The organism is Gordonia terrae (assembly GCF_051789125.1).
Classification (GTDB): Bacteria; Actinomycetota; Actinomycetes; order Mycobacteriales; family Mycobacteriaceae; genus Gordonia; species Gordonia terrae_A.
This window is the reverse complement of record NZ_CP196526.1, coordinates 1,540,822-1,560,728: the sequence shown is the minus strand read 5'-3', so window position 1 is coordinate 1,560,728 and position 19,907 is coordinate 1,540,822. Positions and strand designations below refer to the sequence as shown.

General features: G+C 69.1%; 17 protein-coding genes and 1 pseudogene. 10 read left to right on the top strand and 8 right to left on the bottom strand.

Going from position 1 to position 19,907, the window contains the following annotated elements; translation table 11 throughout:
* The first annotated feature begins 59 nt into the window (after nucleotides 1–59).
* Together ACSUZC_RS07095 and ACSUZC_RS07090 are read left to right on the top strand one after the other, a co-directional pair.
* Nucleotides 60–1,157: a MerR family transcriptional regulator gene (locus ACSUZC_RS07095; RefSeq protein WP_439032155.1), complete on the top strand. Its 1,098-nt coding sequence runs from the start codon at nucleotides 60–62 to the stop codon at nucleotides 1,155–1,157.
* Nucleotides 1,154–1,663 carry a hypothetical protein gene (locus tag ACSUZC_RS07090; RefSeq protein WP_439032154.1) on the top strand — a complete coding sequence of 170 codons (510 nt, stop codon included), beginning with the start codon at nucleotides 1,154–1,156 and terminating at the stop codon, nucleotides 1,661–1,663. Before ACSUZC_RS07095 ends, ACSUZC_RS07090 begins: the two co-directional genes overlap by 4 nt.
* An 18-nt stretch (nucleotides 1,664–1,681) precedes the next feature.
* Here ACSUZC_RS07090 and ACSUZC_RS07085 read toward each other — a convergent pair whose 3' ends face one another.
* From ACSUZC_RS07085 to ACSUZC_RS07075, 3 genes are all read right to left on the bottom strand, one after another.
* Nucleotides 1,682–2,779 carry a lipase family protein gene (locus tag ACSUZC_RS07085; protein ID WP_439033022.1) on the bottom strand — a complete coding sequence of 366 codons (1,098 nt, stop codon included), beginning with the start codon at nucleotides 2,777–2,779 and terminating at the stop codon, nucleotides 1,682–1,684.
* A gap of 76 nt (nucleotides 2,780–2,855) precedes the next feature.
* The gene (locus tag ACSUZC_RS07080) at nucleotides 2,856–3,821 is read right to left on the bottom strand and encodes a 4-(cytidine 5'-diphospho)-2-C-methyl-D-erythritol kinase (RefSeq protein ID WP_439032153.1); all 966 of its coding nucleotides are present in this window, start codon (nucleotides 3,819–3,821) and stop codon (nucleotides 2,856–2,858) included.
* A gap of 54 nt (nucleotides 3,822–3,875) precedes the next feature.
* Nucleotides 3,876–4,544, bottom strand: a complete 669-nt coding sequence (locus tag ACSUZC_RS07075; RefSeq protein ID WP_439032152.1) for an HAD family hydrolase — start codon at nucleotides 4,542–4,544, stop codon at nucleotides 3,876–3,878.
* 142 nt (nucleotides 4,545–4,686) lie between these two features.
* On the opposite strand from ACSUZC_RS07075, the gene ACSUZC_RS07070 reads away from it, so the two are divergent.
* Nucleotides 4,687–5,679 carry an LLM class F420-dependent oxidoreductase gene (locus ACSUZC_RS07070; RefSeq protein WP_439032151.1) on the top strand — a complete coding sequence of 331 codons (993 nt, stop codon included), beginning with the start codon at nucleotides 4,687–4,689 and terminating at the stop codon, nucleotides 5,677–5,679.
* Nucleotides 5,680–5,727: 48 nt separating this feature from the next.
* On the opposite strand, the gene rsmA is transcribed toward ACSUZC_RS07070, so the two are convergent.
* The 4 genes from rsmA to ACSUZC_RS07050 all read right to left on the bottom strand — a co-directional run bounded on the left by rsmA (nucleotide 5,728) and on the right by ACSUZC_RS07050 (nucleotide 9,724).
* Nucleotides 5,728–6,642, bottom strand: coding sequence for a 16S rRNA (adenine(1518)-N(6)/adenine(1519)-N(6))-dimethyltransferase RsmA (gene rsmA / locus ACSUZC_RS07065; RefSeq protein ID WP_439033021.1), 915 nt, complete (start codon nucleotides 6,640–6,642; stop codon nucleotides 5,728–5,730).
* Nucleotides 6,606–7,757 carry a transglycosylase family protein gene (locus ACSUZC_RS07060; protein WP_439032150.1) on the bottom strand — a complete coding sequence of 384 codons (1,152 nt, stop codon included), beginning with the start codon at nucleotides 7,755–7,757 and terminating at the stop codon, nucleotides 6,606–6,608. Before ACSUZC_RS07060 ends, rsmA begins: the two co-directional genes overlap by 37 nt.
* A 106-nt stretch (nucleotides 7,758–7,863) precedes the next feature.
* On the bottom strand, nucleotides 7,864–8,760 hold the full coding sequence (locus ACSUZC_RS07055; RefSeq protein WP_439033020.1) for a TatD family hydrolase: 897 nt from the start codon (nucleotides 8,758–8,760) through the stop codon (nucleotides 7,864–7,866).
* 118 nt (nucleotides 8,761–8,878) lie between these two features.
* Nucleotides 8,879–9,724, bottom strand: coding sequence for a PhzF family phenazine biosynthesis protein (locus ACSUZC_RS07050; protein WP_439032149.1), 846 nt, complete (start codon nucleotides 9,722–9,724; stop codon nucleotides 8,879–8,881).
* 215 nt (nucleotides 9,725–9,939) lie between these two features.
* Here ACSUZC_RS07050 and ACSUZC_RS07045 point away from each other — a divergent pair, with 215 nt between their 5' ends.
* From ACSUZC_RS07045 to ACSUZC_RS07015, 7 genes and pseudogenes are all read left to right on the top strand, one after another.
* Nucleotides 9,940–10,662, top strand: coding sequence for a beta-phosphoglucomutase family hydrolase (locus tag ACSUZC_RS07045; protein ID WP_439032148.1), 723 nt, complete (start codon nucleotides 9,940–9,942; stop codon nucleotides 10,660–10,662).
* Nucleotides 10,659–13,016 carry a glycoside hydrolase family 65 protein gene (locus tag ACSUZC_RS07040; RefSeq protein WP_439032147.1) on the top strand — a complete coding sequence of 786 codons (2,358 nt, stop codon included), beginning with the start codon at nucleotides 10,659–10,661 and terminating at the stop codon, nucleotides 13,014–13,016. The genes ACSUZC_RS07045 and ACSUZC_RS07040 overlap by 4 nt, the downstream gene beginning before the upstream one ends.
* Nucleotides 13,017–13,117: 101 nt before the next feature.
* A pseudogene (locus ACSUZC_RS07035) lies at nucleotides 13,118–13,791 on the top strand (HEAT repeat domain-containing protein).
* The gene (locus ACSUZC_RS07030; RefSeq protein WP_439032146.1) at nucleotides 13,778–14,767 is read left to right on the top strand and encodes a HEAT repeat domain-containing protein; all 990 of its coding nucleotides are present in this window, start codon (nucleotides 13,778–13,780) and stop codon (nucleotides 14,765–14,767) included. The pseudogene ACSUZC_RS07035 and the gene ACSUZC_RS07030 overlap by 14 nt, the downstream one beginning before the upstream one ends.
* A 163-nt stretch (nucleotides 14,768–14,930) precedes the next feature.
* Nucleotides 14,931–16,505 (top strand): methionine--tRNA ligase, encoded by a 1,575-nt coding sequence (gene metG / locus ACSUZC_RS07025; protein WP_439032145.1) that lies wholly within the window; start codon nucleotides 14,931–14,933, stop codon nucleotides 16,503–16,505.
* A 13-nt stretch (nucleotides 16,506–16,518) separates the two neighbouring features.
* The gene (locus ACSUZC_RS07020) at nucleotides 16,519–17,685 is read left to right on the top strand and encodes an aminodeoxychorismate synthase component I (protein ID WP_439032144.1); all 1,167 of its coding nucleotides are present in this window, start codon (nucleotides 16,519–16,521) and stop codon (nucleotides 17,683–17,685) included.
* 98 nt (nucleotides 17,686–17,783) lie between these two features.
* A complete protein-coding gene (locus ACSUZC_RS07015; RefSeq protein ID WP_439032143.1) occupies nucleotides 17,784–19,031 on the top strand; it encodes a transcriptional regulator in 1,248 nt (415 codons plus the stop codon).
* Here the strand turns inward: ACSUZC_RS07015 and rsmI are convergent.
* Nucleotides 18,955–19,893: a 16S rRNA (cytidine(1402)-2'-O)-methyltransferase gene (gene rsmI, locus ACSUZC_RS07010; protein ID WP_439032142.1), complete on the bottom strand. Its 939-nt coding sequence runs from the start codon at nucleotides 19,891–19,893 to the stop codon at nucleotides 18,955–18,957. The genes ACSUZC_RS07015 and rsmI overlap by 77 nt on opposite strands.
* Nucleotides 19,894–19,907 lie beyond the last annotated feature (14 nt).

The following is a 19,907-nucleotide window of genomic DNA, read 5'->3' as shown; positions in this document are numbered from 1 at the left end:
AGTCGGGGTCGCTGAGTTCCGGTTGACCTTCATGTAGGTCGAAGCCCGAAGATGTGGTGGTGACCAACTCCGGGTTGATGCCCATCGGATCGTTCGCGCAGCGGTGCGGACTGACAACGAGCGCGTTGCGGTTCTATGCGGACGCGGGTCTGCTGACGCCTGCAGCGGTGGATCCGGTCTCCGGGTACCGCTTCTATGCCGGCGAGCAGGTGGACCGGGCGATCCTGGTGCGGCGACTTCGCGAGGTCGACGTACCGCTGGCGGTGGTGCAGAAGGTTGTCGATGCGCCGCCCGACGAAGCAGCTCGCCTCATCGACGAGCATGTGAGCACGGTGATGGAGGCTGCGGCAATGGCTTCTCGACGCGCCGCAGCGATCAAGGATGCTCTCGGTGTACCGCGTGGGGCGGCGGCCGTCGAGGTGAACGGTCCGGTGACGGCGGCAGCCATCGAGCAGGTTCTCGGCGCCACCTGCGCCGAGTCCGACCCGGCGGTTCTCGGTGGCATCCGGTTCGAATCCGACTCCGGCACAGTGGTCGTGACCGCCACCAACCGTTATCGACTGTCCACCCGCACTCTGCCGACCACCTCTGAATCTGCCCCACCGTGGGCGATCACGGTCCGTGGCGACGACTTGCGTGCCTGCCTCGCCGATCTACGGCGCACCCCGCGGGCGCGGATCGAAGTCGGCGACACCGGGATGTGGGTTCGATTCCCGGACCGTGGAGTCCGGCACTGCCGGACACTCGACGATCCCTTCCCCGACTACCGCTCGATGCTCGCCGACCTTGCCCCGGTCTCCACCCGCATCGAGATGTCCAAGACTGCGTTGCTGACGACACTCGAACACCAGCCCGGAGACGCGATCTGCCTGCGCGTCAACACAACTGATGTCACGGTGTGCTGCGGACCCGCCGGTGATCGTCACGGGCTCCCCGCCGTGGTGACCGGAAGCCCGGTCGAGCTCTGGTTCGAGATGACCACGCTCTACCCGGCCGTCAGCACCGCGATCGGCAACGACATGCTCATCGACCTCCGCGGTCCCCGACAACCCGTGACGATCCGGTCCGCCGACAACGGCGACCTCACCACACTCGCGATGCCCAGCCTTCCCCCGAACACGGATGAACACGCGACACAGAAGGAGACCAACCGATGACCGAGGCAGCACCCGTCGACGATCCGACGATGACCGCGATCACCTCAGCTGTCACCGAGGCTCACAACGGACACGTCGACGACGCACGGACTCGGCTACTCGAACTGTGGAAGACGATCCGCGGCGGCGATCCTCTCCACCGCTGCACGCTCGCCCACCACCTCGCCGACATGTACACCCACCCCGCCCAGGCCCTGATCTGGGACATACGCGCACTCGACGCCGCCGACGCGATCACCGAGCAGCGGGCGCAGGAACACCACCCCGGGTTGCGTGTCGAGAGCTTCTATCCGTCGCTGCATCTCAACCTCGCCGACGATCTCCGCCGTCTCGGCTCATTCGACGGTGCCCGACAACACCTCGACGATGCGCAGGCGTGCATCTCGACATTGCCCGCGGACTCCTACGGCGACCTCATCCGCTCCGCGCTCGGGGCGGTGGCCACAGCCGTCGAGAACCATGACACGGCGCCTCGCACCTCGGCGCCGCAACCCTCGGCGCCATGACCCTCAGCCCCAGACCCCTCAGCGGCCGAACGACTCCCGGACCGCGGCCATCACATCGGGCAACGATTCGTCGATGACGCTGCTGTGGTCGGCACGAGCGTAGGTCTTGAGGTCGACATCGGTGCCCTCGTCGCGCATGTCCGATCGCAACGACCGGCTGAGCGGGTAAGGCAACACCGGGTCCAGGATGCCGTGCGCGATGGTGACCTTCGCCGGATAACCGGAGGTCTGCACCTCCGCGTACTCGCGCAGGGCGTCGCGGAACGCCTGCTCGGCGGTGAACGACGCCGCCACAAGCGATCCCGGTGACACCGAGCGAAGCGCCTCGACGAGGTCGCCGTTGCACTGCGACCGCGCGCGGTCGAGGAACCGCCGGCCGTCGGGTGTCAGGGAGTCGGCGACGTGGAGATCGGGATGGGCGTGGTCGAGTCCGGCGAGGGTGAACAGGAACGGCGCGCTCAGCACGTTGAGCGCACCGAGTCCCGGGACTCGCGGGCCGAAGAGCCCGAACAGCCGTTCCAGCGACGACACCGGCGCGATCGCGACGATGCCGGCGACGGGCAACTCGGGAGCGTACTCACGCGCGAGCCGGCCTGCGTGCAATGCGGCGTGCCCGCCCTGCGAATGGCCCACCGAGACCCACCGCCGACCGAGCGTCTCGTCCACCGACCGGGCCGCCCTGATCATGTCGATGACCGACCGCGCCGCCGCACGGCCGCCGAGGTACTCGGTCTCCCCGGCCGAACCGAGTCCGGCGTAGTCGGTCGCCGTCACGGCGTAACCCGCGGCGAGAGCCGCGCGGACGGGCGCCTCGACGCCGTCGCCGAGCCGATGAAGGGTCGGTGCGCACTCGTCGGCGAGCCCGACCGTGCCATGCGCCCAGGAGACCACCGGCCACCCGCCTGCGGGCGGGTCGCCCTTCGGCACCCAGTACACGCCGCTCGACATCGCCGGCCGCCCGTTCTGATCCCGCGTGGCGTAGGTGAGTCGGGTTCCCGCGCCCGCGGAGGAGGGCAGCTGACCGTTGTCGACGTCGGTGGTCGTGAAGACGAATCCGTTCTGCGGGGCAGCGGCCGCGGCGGGGGCGGTCGTCACGACCGCTCCGACCACCAGCATCACAGTCGACAGCAGGACCGAGGCAAGGATCGAGACGGTTGTCGAGGTTCTGCGGGGCACCCGTCAACCGTACTGATCAGGAACGGGCGTCGGCCCCGAGGACGCGCGCACCGGGCGCCGGGCCGTGCGCGGTGCGGACCGAGCGCGCCACCCCGGCCCCGGAGAGCTCCGCGGCGACGTTGACCGCGCTGGTCTCGTCGGCGCACAGGAAGGCGCATGTGGGCCCGGACCCCGACACGATGCCACCGAGGGCCCCCGCATCGACCCCGGCGCGCAGCGTACGACGCAGAGTCGGTTGCAGACTGAGTGCCGCCGGCTGCAGGTCGTTGTGCAGCAACGGCGCGACAGCATGCGGATCGCCGGACGCGAGCGCCTGCATCAGCGCATCGGGCCGCCGGAGGAGATCGGGCTCGTCGTCGGCGGCGACTTCGCCGGAACGGCTGTCGCGCAACCGATCCAGCTCCTGGTACACCGCCGGGGTGGAGAGGCCCACCCGGGCGAGCGCGAGAACCCAGTGGAATTCGCCGCGCGAGAGCACCTGCATGAGGCGCTCGCCGCGACCGGTTCCCAGCGCCGTGCTGCCGTGCAGGGCGAAGGGGACATCGCTGCCCAGGTCGGCTGCGATCGCGGCGAGATCGTCTCGTCCGATGTCGAGCTTCCAGAGCGCGGCGAGTGCGACCAGTGCCCCGGCTGCGTCGGCGCTACCGCCCGCCATGCCGCCGGCGACGGGGATGGTCTTGTCGATCTCGATCGCGACCGTCCCCGAGCGCTCGGCCCAGTCGGCCAGTGCCGTCGCAGCCCGGACGGCGAGGTTCGAGTCGTCCGCCGGAACCGAACCGGCTCCCTCACCGCGGATGAGAACGCTGGTCTCATGGGCCCGCGCCACCCTGATGTCGTCGTGGAGCGACAACGCCTGGAAGACGGTGACCAGGTCGTGGTACCCGTCATCGCGTCGCGGACCCACGCCCAGGTGCAGATTCACCTTCGACGGGGCCCGCGCGGTGACGGAGTCGGTCACGACCGACAGTGACGTTCGCGGCACAATGATCCAGCCTAGCGTCCACCACCGACCCCGCGCCCACGAGCGCAGTCGGGATCAGGGTCGCCAACCCCGCTCGGCGAGGTCGCCGACATGTTCGACGACCAGCACCGCGCCCGCATCGCGCAACTCCCCCTCCGCGAACCCCCCGGAGCGGACCGCCACGCACTCGGCCGGAAGGCGATGGGCGGACGCCACATCCCAGACCGTGTCTCCCACGACGATGGCGCGGTCACCTCCGGCGTCGTCGAGCGCCACGGCGAGGATGTCGGGCGCAGGCTTCGACGAGTCGGCGTCGTCGGAGGTGGTCACCGCGGCGAAGTCGGCACGGCTCAACCCCATGGACTCCAGGGCTGCGTCGGTGAACTCCGACTTCCCCGACGACGCCAGCGCCACCCGGTAGTCGGCGTCGAGCAGCCCGCGGACGAAGTCCGCCGCGCCCGGCAGCGGGTGGACGTCGGGAAGCATCCCCCGGTAATGCTCCTCCCACTCGTCACGCAGAGTGTCGCCCAGAGAATCCTCCACGTCATCGCCGCAGATCTCGCCGACGAGGCGGTCACCGCCCATCCCGATCGCGCGGTGGACCCGCCACCACTGTGGCGTCAGGTCATGGGCGGCGAACGCCCGCATCCACGCCGACGCGTGCAGGTACGTCGAGTCGACGAGCGTACCGTCGACATCGAGAAGCACGGTGTCGATCGATCTTTCGGCTTGCTGATCAGGCATGTGCACTCATTTCCGGGGTCGAGAAGCGCGCCCCGCCGTCGGATGTCCGTGCGTCCCGCGCCCGCGACTCGAGCGCCCAGACGCATCGGACCCACGACTCAACGCCTACACCGAAGCGACCGATCTCGCAGAGGAGCGACCCATGGCAACACAATTCGGCTACACCCTGATGACCGAACAGGCCGGCCCGAAGGACCTGGTGCGATTCGCCGTCGACGCCGAGCGCGCCGGTTTCGACTTCGAGGTGTCCAGCGATCACTACTTCCCGTGGCTTTCATCGCAGGGCCACGCACCGTACGCCTGGACCGTTCTCGGGGCCGTCGCCCACGCCACCGAGCGGGTCGAACTGATGACATACGTCACGTGCCCGACCATCCGCTACCACCCGGCGATCATCGCGCAGAAGGCCGCGACCCTGCAGATCCTCGCCGACGGACGCTTCACCCTCGGTCTCGGATCGGGAGAGAACCTCAACGAGCACGTCGTGGGCGAGGGCTGGCCGTCGGTCGCCGATCGGCAGGACATGCTCGCCGAGGCCATCGAGATCATCCGCAAGCTCCACTCCGGTGAACTCGTCGACTTCCGCGGCGAGTTCTTCCAGGTCGACGCGGCCCGGATCTGGGATCTGCCCGAACAACCGGTCCCGATCGGCGTGGCGATCGCCGGTGATGCGGGCATCGACACGTTCGGTCCGCTCGCCGACCATCTGATCGCCGTCGAACCGAATGCCGACCTGGTCTCGTCGTGGAACGAACATTCCTCGACGACGACCGTCGGCGGGCAGGGCTCACGCGCCATCGGTCAGATCCCGATCAGCTGGGACCCCGACCGCGACAAGGCGATTGCCCGCGCACACGACCAGTTCCGCTGGTTCGCCGGCGGCTGGGATGTCAACGCCGACCTGCGGACCACCGCGGGTTTCGCGGCCGCAACCCAGTTCGTCACACCCGATGATGTCGCAGGCAACATCCCGTGCGGTCCCGATCTCGATCAGATCGTGGAGGCGGTGAAGCCGTTCTGGGAGGCCGGTTTCACCGACGTCGCACTCGTCCAGATCGGCGGCGAGACGCAGGACGAGTTCCTTCGCGAGGCGGCCCCCGAACTGCTCAAGAAGCTGCGCGCAGCGTCGAGCTGAGTCTTCGACGACGCATCGCGGATCACTCTCCGGCGCCACCGACCCCGATCAGGTCGTGCGGGCGAGTCGCACGAAGTCGTCGACGTCGAGCCGCTCGCCCCGCAGCCCGGGATCGATTCCGGCGGCACGCAGTCGGCGCTCGGCTTCGGCGGGCGATCCCGCCCAGCCGGCCAGTGCGGACCGCAATGTCTTGCGCCGCTGGGCGAATGCGGCGTCGATCGCCTCGAACACCGTCCGGCGTGTCTCTGGATCGGTGGGGTGGTCGGCGGTGCGTTCGATGCGGACGAGCCCGGACTCGACCTTCGGCTCGGGCCAGAAGACGTTGCGCCCCACCGCACCTGCCCGGCTCACCCGGCCGTGATACCGAGCCTTGACGCTGGGCACGCCATAGGTGCGGCTGCCCGGACCGGCGACGAGGCGGTCGGCCACCTCCGCCTGCACCATGACGAGTGCGGTGGTGATCTCCGGGAACACTCCGAGCAGATGGAGGAGAACCGGGACGGAGACGTTGTAGGGCAGGTTCGCGACGAGAGCGGTCGGCACCGCGGGAAGGTCATCGCGGGTGACCTGCAGCGCGTCGGCGAGGATGACCCGGAAATCGTCGCGCTGATCGGGTGCGTACTCCGCGATCGTCGACGGAAGGCGTTGCGCCAGCACCGGATCGATCTCGACGGCGACGACCTTGCCCGCGGTTCCGAGCAGGGCGAGGGTCAGCGACCCCAACCCGGGTCCCACCTCGAGCACGGTGTCGTCGGGACCGACCCCCGACGCGGCGACGATGCGCCGGACGGTGTTGGCGTCGTGCACGAAGTTCTGCCCGAGCGTCTTGGTCGGCCGGACGCCGACCTCGGCGGCCAGTTCCCGGATCTGCGCGGGCCCGAGCAGGCGTGGCGCGGCGTCGGGCGTGACCGGATTCGTCTCGTCGATCAGCGCAGGCCCAGCTTGGACGAGCAGGACGGCCAGGCGCCCCAGCCCTGGACAGCCTGGGTCTTGCTGGCGATCGCGATCTGCTCCTCGCGGGTGGCGAGATCGGCCCGCGGGGCGTACTCGAGACCGCCCCAGCGCTCCCAGGTGTTCTGGTCGAACTGCACGCCGCCGTAGAAGCCGTTGCCCGTGTTGATCGCCCAGTTCCCGGTCGCCTCACATGCGGCGAGGGCGTCCCAGACGGACCCGAACGGCACGAACGGCGCACCCGGCTTGGTGCCGATGCGGACGGTCGCCGCGACGGGCTCGGTGAGCACCTCGCTGGTCAGCTTGTCTCGCTTGACGACTCGACCGTTCACGGTGGTGACCTTGTAGGTGACGCGTGCCTCGCCCGGCGTGCCCTTCTTCTCCACGACCTTGCGGTTGCGGACCAGGGTGGGGTCTTCTTTCTTGACCTCCGGCGGCGCGACGGGCTCGGTGAGGGTGACGTCTTCGGTCTTGATGCGGGTGACGACGATCTTCAGGTTCGGCGTGACCTTGGTGTCCGCGGTGGGAGTCACCTTGTCCTCCGCGCTCAACGGCGTCCCCAGGGCCTTCAGGAGATCGGCGACGGTGTGCGCCGCGACGGTCGGGCGCTTCCGTGCCGGGCCGTCGACGAGGGTGACCGGCTTGGGCAGCGCGACGTCGATCTCACCGCCGTCGACCGGGAGTTCGGAACCGAAGGAAGCCTGCTCGGCGGCGTGGCTCAGTCCGCGCTCGGCCAGCAACTGGTCGACGGTCGAGGCGTTGGTGACGATCCTCTCGGGCTTGCCCTCGACGTCGAGGGTGATCTCCTTGAGCCGGTTGACCTTGATGGTCTGGCCGTCACCAAATCCGGAATCCAGCGCGGGGCTCACCTTGTCGCCGTCCTTGGGTGCGAGCCCCTCGGACTCGAGGAGACCCTCGACGGACATCGCCATGGTCGACACGTGGCGGACGTCGCCGTCGACGTCGATCGCGACGTTCTTGTGCATGCTGACGCCCATGATCCCGCCGGCCGCCACGGTGGCGCAGACGGCGCCGACGGCGACGCGGACGCGCAACGAGTTCGACCCGTTGATCTTGGAGAAGACAGATCGGGGCGAGACCGAGGTGGACGGCTCTGGGTTCGACATGGAAGGCAAGGGCACGACATCCTGATAGGCAACACTGGCACCACGCCTGCCGAGTGGATCAGCACGTCGGCCAGGCGGATCACAGTACGATAACGAACCGGCCAGATTATGGCAAAGGGATGCCGTAGACCCGCCGCGCGTTCGCGCCCAGTACCCGGGCCATCTCCGTATCGGTCACGCCGCGGACTTCCGCGAGCGCCCGGGCCGTGTACGGCAGGCAGTAGGACTGATTCGGCTGGCCACGGTAGGGATCGGGCGTCAGGAACGGTGCATCGGTCTCGACGAGGATCTGGTCGTCGGGCACGAGTTCGGCCGCAACCCGGAGCTCCGCGGCATTGGCGAAGCTCACAGTCCCGGCGAAACTGAGCATGAAGCCACGCTCGACACATTCGCGTGCAACATTCCGGTCACCGGAGAAGCAGTGCATGATCACGGTCTCCGGCGCGCCCTCGGCCGCCAGGACGTCCAGCAGATCTCGGTCGGCCTCGCGGTTGTGGATCATCAGCGGCTTCCCGACGCGCTTGGCGAGGTCGATGTGCCAGCGAAACGCCTCGTGCTGCACCTCGGGCGCGGCGCAGTCGTCGGACTTCCCCGGCCAGTAGTAGTCGAGGCCGGTCTCCCCCACCGCGACGACGCGCGGGTGACGCACCATCGCCTCGAGTTCGGCGGCGGTCTCGTCGTTCAGATCCCCCGCATGCGTCGGATGCAGCGCGACCGCCGCGAACACTCGCTCGTCCCATCCGGCGGCGGCCACCGCCCAGCGCGCGTCGACCATGTCGTCGGCGACCGTGACCACGTGGTCGACGCCGACGACCTGCGCGTGGTCGAGGATCGCGCGCACCGACCCGGCGTCACGCCCGCCACATGCAGCGAGATGGGTGTGGGCGTCGACGAGTCCCGGCAGCGGCGCCGGGTCCGGCGGGGGTTCGCGCCGGCGGCGCTTGCGGGCCGCCTTGTTGCTCAGGGTCTCGGCGGCGTCCGGGGTCTCCGGCTCGCCCGGCATCTCCGGTTTGCTCGGGATCTCGACCTCTCCGTTCACACCGGCACCCTGGGCGTCGCTCATGGCACCCACCTTGGCACAGGACGACGAGCCGTCCGGCCTGCGGTCGGCGACCGTGACGCTAGAGCGTGACGGTCCCCTCGATGACGGTCGTGGTGTCGCCACCGACCCAGATGTTCTCGCCGTCGTCGTGGACGTGGATGCGGCCGGCCCGGCCGAGAGCGGCGCCCTGCGCCGCGACATACGACGCGGGGGCCTTGCCGGTGGCGCGCAGCCACGTCGCGATGCCCGCGTTGAGGCTGCCGGTCACCGGGTCCTCGGGGACGCCGATCCCGGGCACGAAGGCGCGCACCTCGGCGAACACCTCCCCGTCACCGGAGCCGTACATCCCGAACAACCCGACCTTGTGATCGCCGAGTGCCGGGATGTCGGGCCGCACCTCGAGCACACGGTCGCCCGAGCCCAGGTCCAGCACCATCCACTCCGGACCGTTGTCGACCCACTCGGCGGCGAGCACCTCGTCCGGAGACGCACCGAGAGCCGCGACGACGTCGGCAACGGTGTCGGAGTCGACCGGTCCCGACCGTCGCAGGGGTGGTGCCGCGAAGGCCAGACGCGCGCCCGTACGTCGCAGCCGGACGAGCCCGACTCCGCACTCCTGCACGAGGTCGCCACCCGGCTCGCCGGTTCGCGGGCGCCCACCGCTGGTGAGCCAGGCGTGGGCCGAACCGAGGGTCGGGTGTCCGGCGAAGGGCAGCTCGCCGTCGGGGGTGAAGATGCGCAGCCGGTAGTCCGCGGCCGGATCGGTCGGGGGTAGCACGAACGTGGTCTCCGACAGGTTGGTCCATCGGGCGAACGCCGCCATCCGGTCCTCGGGTATCTCCTCGGCGTCGAGGACGACAGCGACCGGGTTGCCCCCGGTGCCCGTGGCCGAGAACACATCGATCTGCGCGAACCGTCGAGTCATCCGACCATCGTCTCATCGCGTATTGGGCGTCGCGCAAGGGCTTTTCGACCGCAGACGTTCTGCGGTCCACGGCGATCCGCCGTATCGGCCATGCGCGACGAGACCGCCACCCGCCGGTCACGACCCCTCCGGTGAACCCGCACCGGGCCGACGTCGACCTCGGCCGACCGCGCAAATCGCGCCGGAGTCGCCGCCGACGGGTAGCGTTGCGAAGCGTGTTGGGTTTGCCAGATGCGATCTCTGTCGCGCTCTTCGATCTCGACGGGGTCCTCACCGAGACCGCGGTGCTCCACCGCAAGGCGTGGAAGAAGGCGTTCGACGCCTTCCTCGCCGAGCGCGCTGGTGGCACCGACCATGCCGACTTCGTGGAGTTCACCGACCAGGACTACCTCGACTACGTCGACGGCCGCCCCCGGGAGGACGGCGTCCGGGCGTTCCTGGCGTCCCGCGGCATCGACGACGTGGATGCGCAGACGGTGACCAGGATCGGGGATGGGAAGAACGACATGTTCCTCGTCAGCCTCGCCGAGGACGGCGGGCAGGCCTATCCCGGATCGGTGCGCTATCTCACCGCGGCGCGTGACGCGGGTCTCCGCATCGCGGTCGTGACGTCGTCGAAGAATGGAGCAGCAGTGCTGGATGCCGCCGACCTGTCGAAGTTCGTCGAGGTCCGTGTCGACGGTCTCGACATCGTGTCGAAGGGCCTGAACGGCAAGCCCGCGCCCGACTCGTTCCTCCTCGGTGCCGAACTGATGGGTGTCGAGCCCGCCGCGGCTGCCGTGTTCGAGGACGCGATCTCCGGGGTGCAGGCGGGCAGCGCGGGCGCGTTCGGCTACGTCGTCGGTGTCGACCGCGTCGGCGGCGGTCAGTCTGCCGCGATGAAGTCCGCCGGTGCCGACATCGTCGTGACCGACCTCGACGAACTGCTCCCCGCATGACCGCCGAGCACGGCCACGACTTCGGTTTCGAGATCCACCCGTGGCAGCTGAAGTGGCGCGGCGGCGTGGACCTCGACATGCTCGGCCGGACCGAGACCCTGTTCGCATTGTCGAACGGACACATCGGTTTACGCGGCTCCTTCGAGGAGGGTGAGCCGGTCGACCATCCGGGCACCTACCTGAACGGTTTCTACGAGCTGCGTGGCCTCCCCTACGCCGAGAGCGGCTACGGCTACCCCGAGTCGGGGCAGACCGTCGTCAACGTGACCGATGGCAAGATCATCCGCTTGCTCGTCGAGGACGAGCCGATGGACCTGAGGTACGGGCGTACCGAAGAGCACGAGCGCACCCTCGACTTCCGCACCGGCACACTGCGTCGCCACACCGTGTGGACCTCGCCCACGGGCCGCAAGGTGCGGATCAAGTCCGAACGTCTCGTGTCCTTCACCAAACGCACCATCGCCGCGATCCGGTACGAGGTCGAGCCGGTCGACGAGGACATGAAACTCGTCCTGCAGTCAGACCTCCTCGCCAACGAGCCGGTCCCTGCCCCCGGGAACGATCCCCGCCTGGCGGCCGCGCTCGACGCACCGCTCGTCTCCGATCTCGCGACGTGCCGCAACTACTGGGGCATGCTGGTCCACCACACCAAGAAGTCCGGCCTGCACATCGCGGCCGGGATGGATCACGAGATCTACTTCCCGGACAAGGCGGACACGTTCATCCGCGCCGACGGCGACCTCGCCCGGCTCACCATCGCGGCGAACGTACCGAAGGGCAAGAGCCTCACCCTGACCAAGTACATGGGGTACGGCTGGTCGGCTCGACGCTCGGTCCCGGCTCTGCGCGCCCAGGTCGACGCCGCCCTCGCGATGGCGATGGAGACCGGCTGGGACTCACTCAAAGCCGACCAGGTCAGCTATCTCGAAGACTTCTGGCGCGACGCCGACGTCGAACTCGACGGAGATCCCGAGCTGCAGCAGGCGGTGCGGTTCGCGCTGTTCCACGTGTTGCAGGCGGGAGCGCGCGGTCAGTCCCGTGCCATCCCGGCGAAGGGCCTGACCGGTCCGGGTTATGACGGCCACACCTTCTGGGACACGGAGAGTTTCATACTCCCCATGCTCACCTACACCGTGCCCGCCGCGGCCGGTGAGGAGTTGCGGTGGCGGCACGCCACCATGGACAAGGCCAAGGCCCGTGCGGCCGAGCTCGGTCAGCGCGGAGCGATGTTCCCGTGGCGGTCGATCAACGGCGACGAGTGTTCCGGGTACTGGCCGGCCGGGACGGCGGGCGTGCACGTGTCCGCCGACATCGCCAACGCCACCGCCCGCTACCTCCGCGCGACCAACGACGAACAGTTCGAAACCGAGTGCGGCGTGGAACTTCTCGTCGAAACCGCACGACTGTTCGCCGGACTCGGGCACCATGATGTGAACGGCAAGTTCCGCATCGACGGCGTCACCGGTCCCGACGAGTACACCGCGGTGGTCAACAACAACACGTTCACCAACCTTGCGGCGCAACAGAACCTGCGCGATGCAGTGGCGGCGGTGCACCGCCGTCCCGACCTCGCCGAACAGTTCGGGGTGACGACAGCCGAAGCGGCGCACTGGGAGTCGTGTGCCGACGAGATGACGATCCCCTACGACGATGCCCTCGGCGTACACCAGCAGTGCGAGTCGTTCACCCTGCTGGGCGCCTGGGATTTCGAGTCGTCGGTGGGCCGCTATCCCCTGCTCCTGAACTATCCGTACTACGACCTGTATCGCAAGCAGGTCGTCAAACAGGCCGATCTCGTGTTCGCGACCTATCTCTTCGGGGACGCGTTCACCGCCGAGCAGAAGCTCCGCAACTTCGACTACTACTACCCGCTGACCGTGCGCGACTCGTCGCTGTCCGCGTGCTGCGAAGCGGTCACCGCAGCCGAGGTCGGCTATCCCGACCTGGCCTACGATCTGCTGGCCGAGTCGGTGTTCACCGACCTGCACGATCTGCACAACAACGTCAGCAGCGGACTTCACATCGCGGCGCTGGCGGGGGCGTGGACGGACTGCGTGGCCGGTTTCGGCGGCATGCGCGACTTCGGCGGGAACATCACCTTCGCGCCCCGGCTGCCGAAACGGTTGACGTACATGTCGTTCCGCATGATCGTCCGGGACTCGAAGATCGTCGTGGCCGTGGACAAGGACACCGCGACCTATCGTCTGCTGTCCGGCCCACCGATCGATCTGGCACACCACGGCGAGAAGTTCACCCTCGAGTCGGCTCCGGTGACCCTGCACATCCCCGAACTGGCCTATCGCGAGCCGCCGAAGGCGCCGCCCGGGTGCGAACCGTACCGGCGGGAGATCTAGCGACCCGGCGCATCCCGGCCATCGCTCGACATCCACTCGGCTTCCTCTTGACCTTCACACGGTGTCAAGGAGTGGAATCGTGGATGAAGGAGGTGGTCTCCATGACCGAACAGAGCATCCGCCCGTCCGACCGGGCCGTGGTGGCGGCACTGTCCGCGGGTGACGCGTCGACGAGACTGCGCGCGGCGATGGCCGCGGGCACGGATCCCAACCCGGCTCTGGCCGACGACCTGGTCGCGGTGTGGAACCGGACTTCTTCGTCCGCGACATGCTCACCTGGGCGCTGACCAGGCTCCCTGCGGACCTGACCGTGCCGCGCCTCGTCGTCGAACTGGCGTCGGAGTCGGCGCAGGCCCGGGCACAGGCCCTGCACACGCTGTCGAAGATCGGGGACCCGTCGGCGTGGCCGGCGATAACGACCGAACTGCTGCACGACGCCGTCGACGAGGTCGCGCGAACCGCCTGGCGGGCCGCCGTCGTCCTGGTCCCGGCCGGTAGAGAGACCTGGCTGGCGAACGAGCTGGCCGGGGAACTCGGCCGCGGGGAGATGGAAGTCCAACGAAGCCTGAGCCGGGCCCTGGTCGAGCTCGGCGACGCCGCGTCCGGGCCACTCACCACCGCGAAGAAGCATGGCCCCGCCGCCGTGCGGGCCCACGTCGCGGCGACCGAGAAACTGGTCGACGACCCGGACAGCGACTTCGCCGCCGCGCTGGACTTCGCGTCCCGCCTGACCAGTTCGGGCGCGCCCGCGGAAGCACCGGATGCTGATCGGTGAGGTGGCGCAGCGAACGGGCCTGACCACCCGCATGCTGCGCCACTACGATTCGCTCGCGCTGGTCCGGCCGACCGGCCGCACCGCGGGCGGTTACCGCGAGTACTCGGCGGCCGACCTCCAGCGCTTGCTGCATGTGGAGAGCCTTCGGTCTCTCGGGTTGTCACTCCGCGAGGTCGGTCGTGCGCTCGACGACCCGGGCTTCGCACCGGAGGCACTCATGCAGCGCCTGCTCGACGACACCAAGGCCAGGATGTCGGCCGATGCCCGGCTCCTGGAACGTCTCGAGCACATCGCGGCGGGCGGCCCCCGCGACTGGTCGACGGTCGTGGGTGTGATCGGGCTGCTCCGCGGGGTGCAGTCCGAGTACGCGGCCCACCGTCAGCGCGCCGCGCTCCTCGCCGGAGAGGGTGGTGTGTCTGCGGACTCACTGGCCGACGCGCTGCTGGCCGAATCCGATCCCAACGTGGCCGGGGCTCTCCGGTGGGCCCTCGCACAGAGACCGGGCGGTGTCGACCGCCTCTCGGACGGCGCCGCCGACCCCGACCCGACGATCCGGCGCCGGGCGGTCACCGCGCTGGCGGCCCTCGAGGAGTCCGAGCAGGTGACGCGGTTGTTGCATGGCCTGCTCGTCGACCCCGACCCCGAGGTCCGACGCGCCGCCGCGCTGACCCTGGGGCGGCGCGGTGCCGACGCTGCGGTCGACGGACTGGTCGAACTCGTCGCCGCCGGAGACCGCGATGTCGAGGCCGCTGAGATCCTCGCAGGCCACGAAGCCCACCGCGAACGGATCGTCGACCTCCTCGTCGACCGCCTGGGCGCCGACCCCGACGCGGCCGTTCGATCCCGCCTGGTGCAGGCGCTCGCCGAGATCCCGGGCAGCGCAGCGACTTCGGCACTGCAGGCGTACATTTGCGACGCCGACGAGATGGTCGCGCGAACAGCGACAGTGATCCTGGACCAACGCCCGCAGACCTGAGTCGACCGCGCGAAATTCGTAGCGTGAGTGGGGATATGGCGCGTGTTGTCGCTACCGATTCCGCTGGACGCGGGCCACCCGCAGGATCGCGACCAGGCCGGCCAGAAATCGTCCAGACCGCAATTCGGCCCCGTCCCGCCCGGTCGGTAGTCTGTTGGGCACTATGGCACCCGATCTGACCAGCCCTGATCCGTCCGGCGCATCCCACGGCGGCGGACGCCCGTACTACGTCACCACCGCGATCGCCTACCCCAACGGCGCACCGCACATCGGGCACGCCTACGAGTACATCTCCGCCGACGCACTGGCGCGGTTCAAGCGGCTCGACGGCTTCGACGTCCGGTTCCTCACCGGCACCGACGTCCACGGACAGAAGATGCAGCAGACCGCGAACGCCGAGGGCATCCCGACGGCGGAACTCGCGAACCGCAACTCCGACCGGTTCCAGGCACTGCAGGAACGTCTCGGGTCCAGCTTCGACCGCTTCATCCGGACCTCCGACGCCGATCACAAGAGGGCGTCGGAGGAGATCTGGAAAAGGATGAGCGCCCGCGGCGACATCTACCTCGACAAGTACTCGGGCTGGTACGACGTACGTGACGAGACCTTCTACGCCGAGAGCGACACCGAGCTCGACGAGGCCGGCGACCGGGTGGCCTCCGACACCGGTCACGTCCTCACCTGGACCGAAGAAGAGACCTACTTCTTCCGGCTCTCCGCCTACCAGGACAAACTCCTCGAGCTCTACGAGTCGCAGCCCGGTTTCATCGGACCCGACGTCCGCCGCAACGAGGTCATCAGCTTCGTGAAGGGCGGGCTGACCGACCTGTCGGTGTCCCGGACCACGTTTGACTGGGGCGTTCCGGTTCCCGATCACCCCGAACACGTCATGTACGTATGGGTCGACGCGCTCACCAACTATCTGACCGGCGTCGGGTTCCCCGACGACCCGGACACCGTCGCCCGGTACTGGCCGGCCGACCTGCACATCATCGGGAAAGACATCATCCGGTTCCACTGCGTGTACTGGCCGGCGTTCCTGATGAGCGCGGGCATCGACCTGCCCAAGCGCGTCTTCGCGCACGGCTTCCTGTTCAACAAGGGCGAGAAGATGAGCAAGTCGGTCGGCAACGTCGTCGACCCGGACAATCTCATCGAGGAGTTCGGCCTCGATCCGGTGCGTTACTTCTTCCTGCGCGAGGTCTCCTACGGTCAGGACGGTTCGTACTCGGCCGAGGCGATCGTGTCGCGCATCAACGCCGACCTCTCCAACGAGTTCGGCAACCTGACCCAGCGCACCCTGTCGATGATCGGCAAGTACTTCGACGGAACGGTTCCCGTTCCGGCAGAACTCACCGACACCGACACCGCGCTCCTCAACCGTGCCGACTCACTGCTGAACACCGTCCGCGGCCACATCGACAACCAGGCCATCCATCTGGCGCTGGAAACCCTGTGGTCGACGCTGGCCGAGACCAACCGGTACATCTCGGCACAGGAACCGTGGAAACTGGCCAAGACCGATCTCGAACGCACCGGCACCGTCCTCTACGTCTGCGCCGAGGTCGTCCGCATCGTGGCACTGCTGAGCCAACCCGTCATGCCGGAGTCGTCGAACAAGATCCTCGATCTGCTGGCAGCCGGCGACGACCGCCGATTCACCGCTGTCACAGACCGACTCCAGTCGGGCACGGCGCTGCCCCGACCGACCCCGGTGTTCCCTCGGTACGAGAACTGACCTAACGTCGCACATGGTCGCGCCAGCCCTCGACGTGCTACGGGCGTTGCACGCCCAGACCGTGGCACGCGGGCTGGCGCCACCGGCGGCACTGATCGGCGACTGGTACGGCGCCGACGCCGTGGTCGCACCCACCATCGACCTGCGTCCGGGCTGCCCGCCGCCCGACGACCCGGATCGATATTGGTTCGGCTACATCGGATTTCCCGTTCGACCCGATGAGGGACCGCTTCCGGCCATCGTCGGCGGACTCGCCGACGGCATCCTGGTTCTCCGCGATGGTCAGTGGACGTCCGAGGGCAGCGGGATACCCGACTGGGCGTGGTCGGCGGTGCGGTCGCCCGACACCGCGCCCGTCCCGGAGTCGGCGACTCACTGGCACGAACCGGCGCGCACCCCGCACCTCGACGCCATCGACAAATGTCGTGAAGCGATCCGCGCAGGCGAGATCTACCAGGCATGTGTGTGCACACGCTTCACCGGCACGACGGACCGTGCGCCCGTCGACTACTTCGCCGAACTCGCCGGCTCGACGACCCCCGCGAAAGCGGCTTTCCTGCAGGGCGATTGGGGGACGGTCGCCAGCCTCTCACCGGAGACGTTCCTCCGGCGTACGGGCAACATCATCTCGTCCTCGCCGATCAAGGGAACGCTGCCCGCCCATGCCGACCCCGACGCGCTCGCCGCATCCGCCAAGGACGTCGCCGAGAACATCATGATCGTCGACCTCGTCCGCAACGACCTCGGCCGCGTCGCGGTCACCGGAAGCGTCCGGGTGCCCGAACTCCTCACCGTCGTACCGGCACCCGGTGTGTGGCATCTCGTGTCACGGGTGGAGGCCATCCTGCCGCCCGGCACCGGGAACGACGCCGTACTGGCCGCGACGTTCCCGCCGGCCTCGGTCACGGGTACCCCGAAACTGCGTGCGCTGGAACTCATCGACGACTGGGAGGCCGATGCGCGCGGCGTGTACTGCGGGGCCATCGGGATGGCCGGGCCCGGCCGCGCCCTCGACCTCAACGTCGCCATCCGGACCGTCGAGATCCGACCCGACGGGACGACCGCACTCGGCGTCGGCGGCGGGATCACCATCGACTCCGACCCGCATCGCGAATGGCAGGAATGTCTGGACAAGGCCGCCAGCATCGTCGGGCATGGTCGCGCGCAGCGGACGCGCTGACACCCTCGGCGCGAGGACTCGCACCGGCACCGGCACCGGACACGGGATGGTCATTCGGTTCGGCATGAAAGCACCACCGTTTGGGTACGATTCCGCTCATGACTGTGCCCATCCGGTCGACCACCGACCTGACGGTGCTCGATCGCGATCTGCGCCGTGATCACGACGCGTTCATGTCCGGCGGTGTCCCCCGCCCGGATGTGCCCGGCGAGGTCATCGAATCGTGGGGTCGCGTACGGGCGGGCAAGCACCGCGCGACGCCCGACACCCACCATCCCGGGCACATCTCGCCCGACGAGCTGCAGCTTCGTCGCGCCACCCACCCCCTGCGTGAGGCCGTCGAACCGCTCAAACGACTGTTCGCGCAATCAGCCGACGATGCCTCGATGGCCCTCGGCGTGTTCGACGCCGACGGGGTCCTGCTGTGGCGGGGTGGATCCTCGACGATCCTGCCGGAGGCCGATCGGCTCGATCTCGTCGAGGGCAGTCGCTGGGACGAGGATTCGACGGCGACGACGGCGGTCGGACTCGCAGTACACCACCGCCGTCCGACACGACTGTTCGGCGCCGAGCACTACTGCAGCTCGCTGCACGGGCTCTTCTGCACAGCCGTTCCGGTGCACGACCACCGCACCGGTGAGATGGTGGCGATCGCAGGTCTGGCCGGACCGGCGCTCGAGATGCAGCCTGCCGCATCCGCCTTCACCTCGGCGCTCGCCGCCCTCGGCGAACACGAGGTGACCCTGGCGCATCAGCGCGAACTGGCGGATCTGCGGTTCTCGGGCCGCTCACAGCTCGCCGGCCTGCACGGGCCGGGCCTGCTCATCGACGACGACGGATGGGTCGCCGAAGGTCGAGGGTGCACGCCGCCGGTCCGGGTGGCGGCGCCGACCGACGACATGCGGCAGTTCGTGCCCGGACTGGGGATCTGCGTCGTGGAACGCCTGGGCAAGGGGTGGCTCGTCCGACCGGCCGGCCCGACGGGCCCGGTACTGGCACAACTCGACCTCAGCGGCGAACCGTCGGTCACGGTGACCGGCGACGGCGAGCCGTGGCGCACGGTCCTCACGCGTCGGCACGCGCAGATCCTGTTGCTCCTCGCCGACGCAGGCGAACAGGGGCTCACCTCGCAACGGCTCAGTCAGTTGCTGTTCGGCGACGACGGTCATTCGGTGAGCGTGCGCGCCGAATTGTCGCGCCTGCGCCGGGTGGTCGGCGCCCTCGTGTCGAGCCGGCCCTATCGGCTGGCGCCGCGGGTCGAATTGCGTGTCAGTCCGGATCAGCTCGACGTCTATCGAGCACCCGCTGGTAGACGTCGCGGCGAGAGGCACCGGAACCCTGCGTGACCTGCGCGCAGGCCTCCTTCAACCGCATCCCTTCGGCGACAAGCGCTTCGGCGCGGTCCGCGAGGTCGTCCACGTCCGGCTCGGCGGCCACGGCACCGGCGACCACCACGGTGATCTCGCCACGGACCCCGTCGGCAGCCCAGGCGGCGAGCTCGGCGAGACCGCCGCGACGGACCTCCTCGTAGGTCTTCGTCATCTCGCGGCAGACGGCGGCGCGGCGGTCGGGACCCAGGATCTCCGCGGCCGCGGCCAGCGTGTCGGCGAGGCGGTGCGGCGACTCGAAGAACACCGCCGTGCGGGGCTGGGCCACCAGCTCGCGCAGCCACTCCGCGCGTGCCCCGGATTTGCGGGGAGCGAAACCCTCGAAGCAGAACCGCTCCGACGGCAACGCCGACACCGCCAGTGCGGTGGTGACCGCCGAGGGGCCCGGTAGCGCGGTGACCGGCAACCCGGCATCCGCGCACGCCACCACGATGCGGTAACCGGGGTCGCTGACGGAGGGCATGCCTGCATCGGTGACCAGCAGCACCGTCTGACCCTCGGCGATCGCGCTGACCAGTCCCGGGGTGCGCGCCGCCTCGACCTGGTCGTAGTAGCTGACGATGCGCCCGCCGATCTCGACGCCGAGCGCGGCGGCCAGGGAGCGGGTACGACGCGTGTCCTCCGCCGCGACGATGTCCGCGGTCTGCAGCGCCGCACGCAGGCGCGGTGATGCGTCGTCGACCTGACCCATCGGGGTGGCCGCCAGCACCAGCCGGCCGCTTGTCACCGGACCGGTGTCGCCGACGTCCTCCGACCGCTGTTCGGTGGGCGCGGACCCGGAGTCGTCGGTGTGCAGGGGGTCGGGCTGGGCGGAGTTCATCGTCAGCCAGCTTA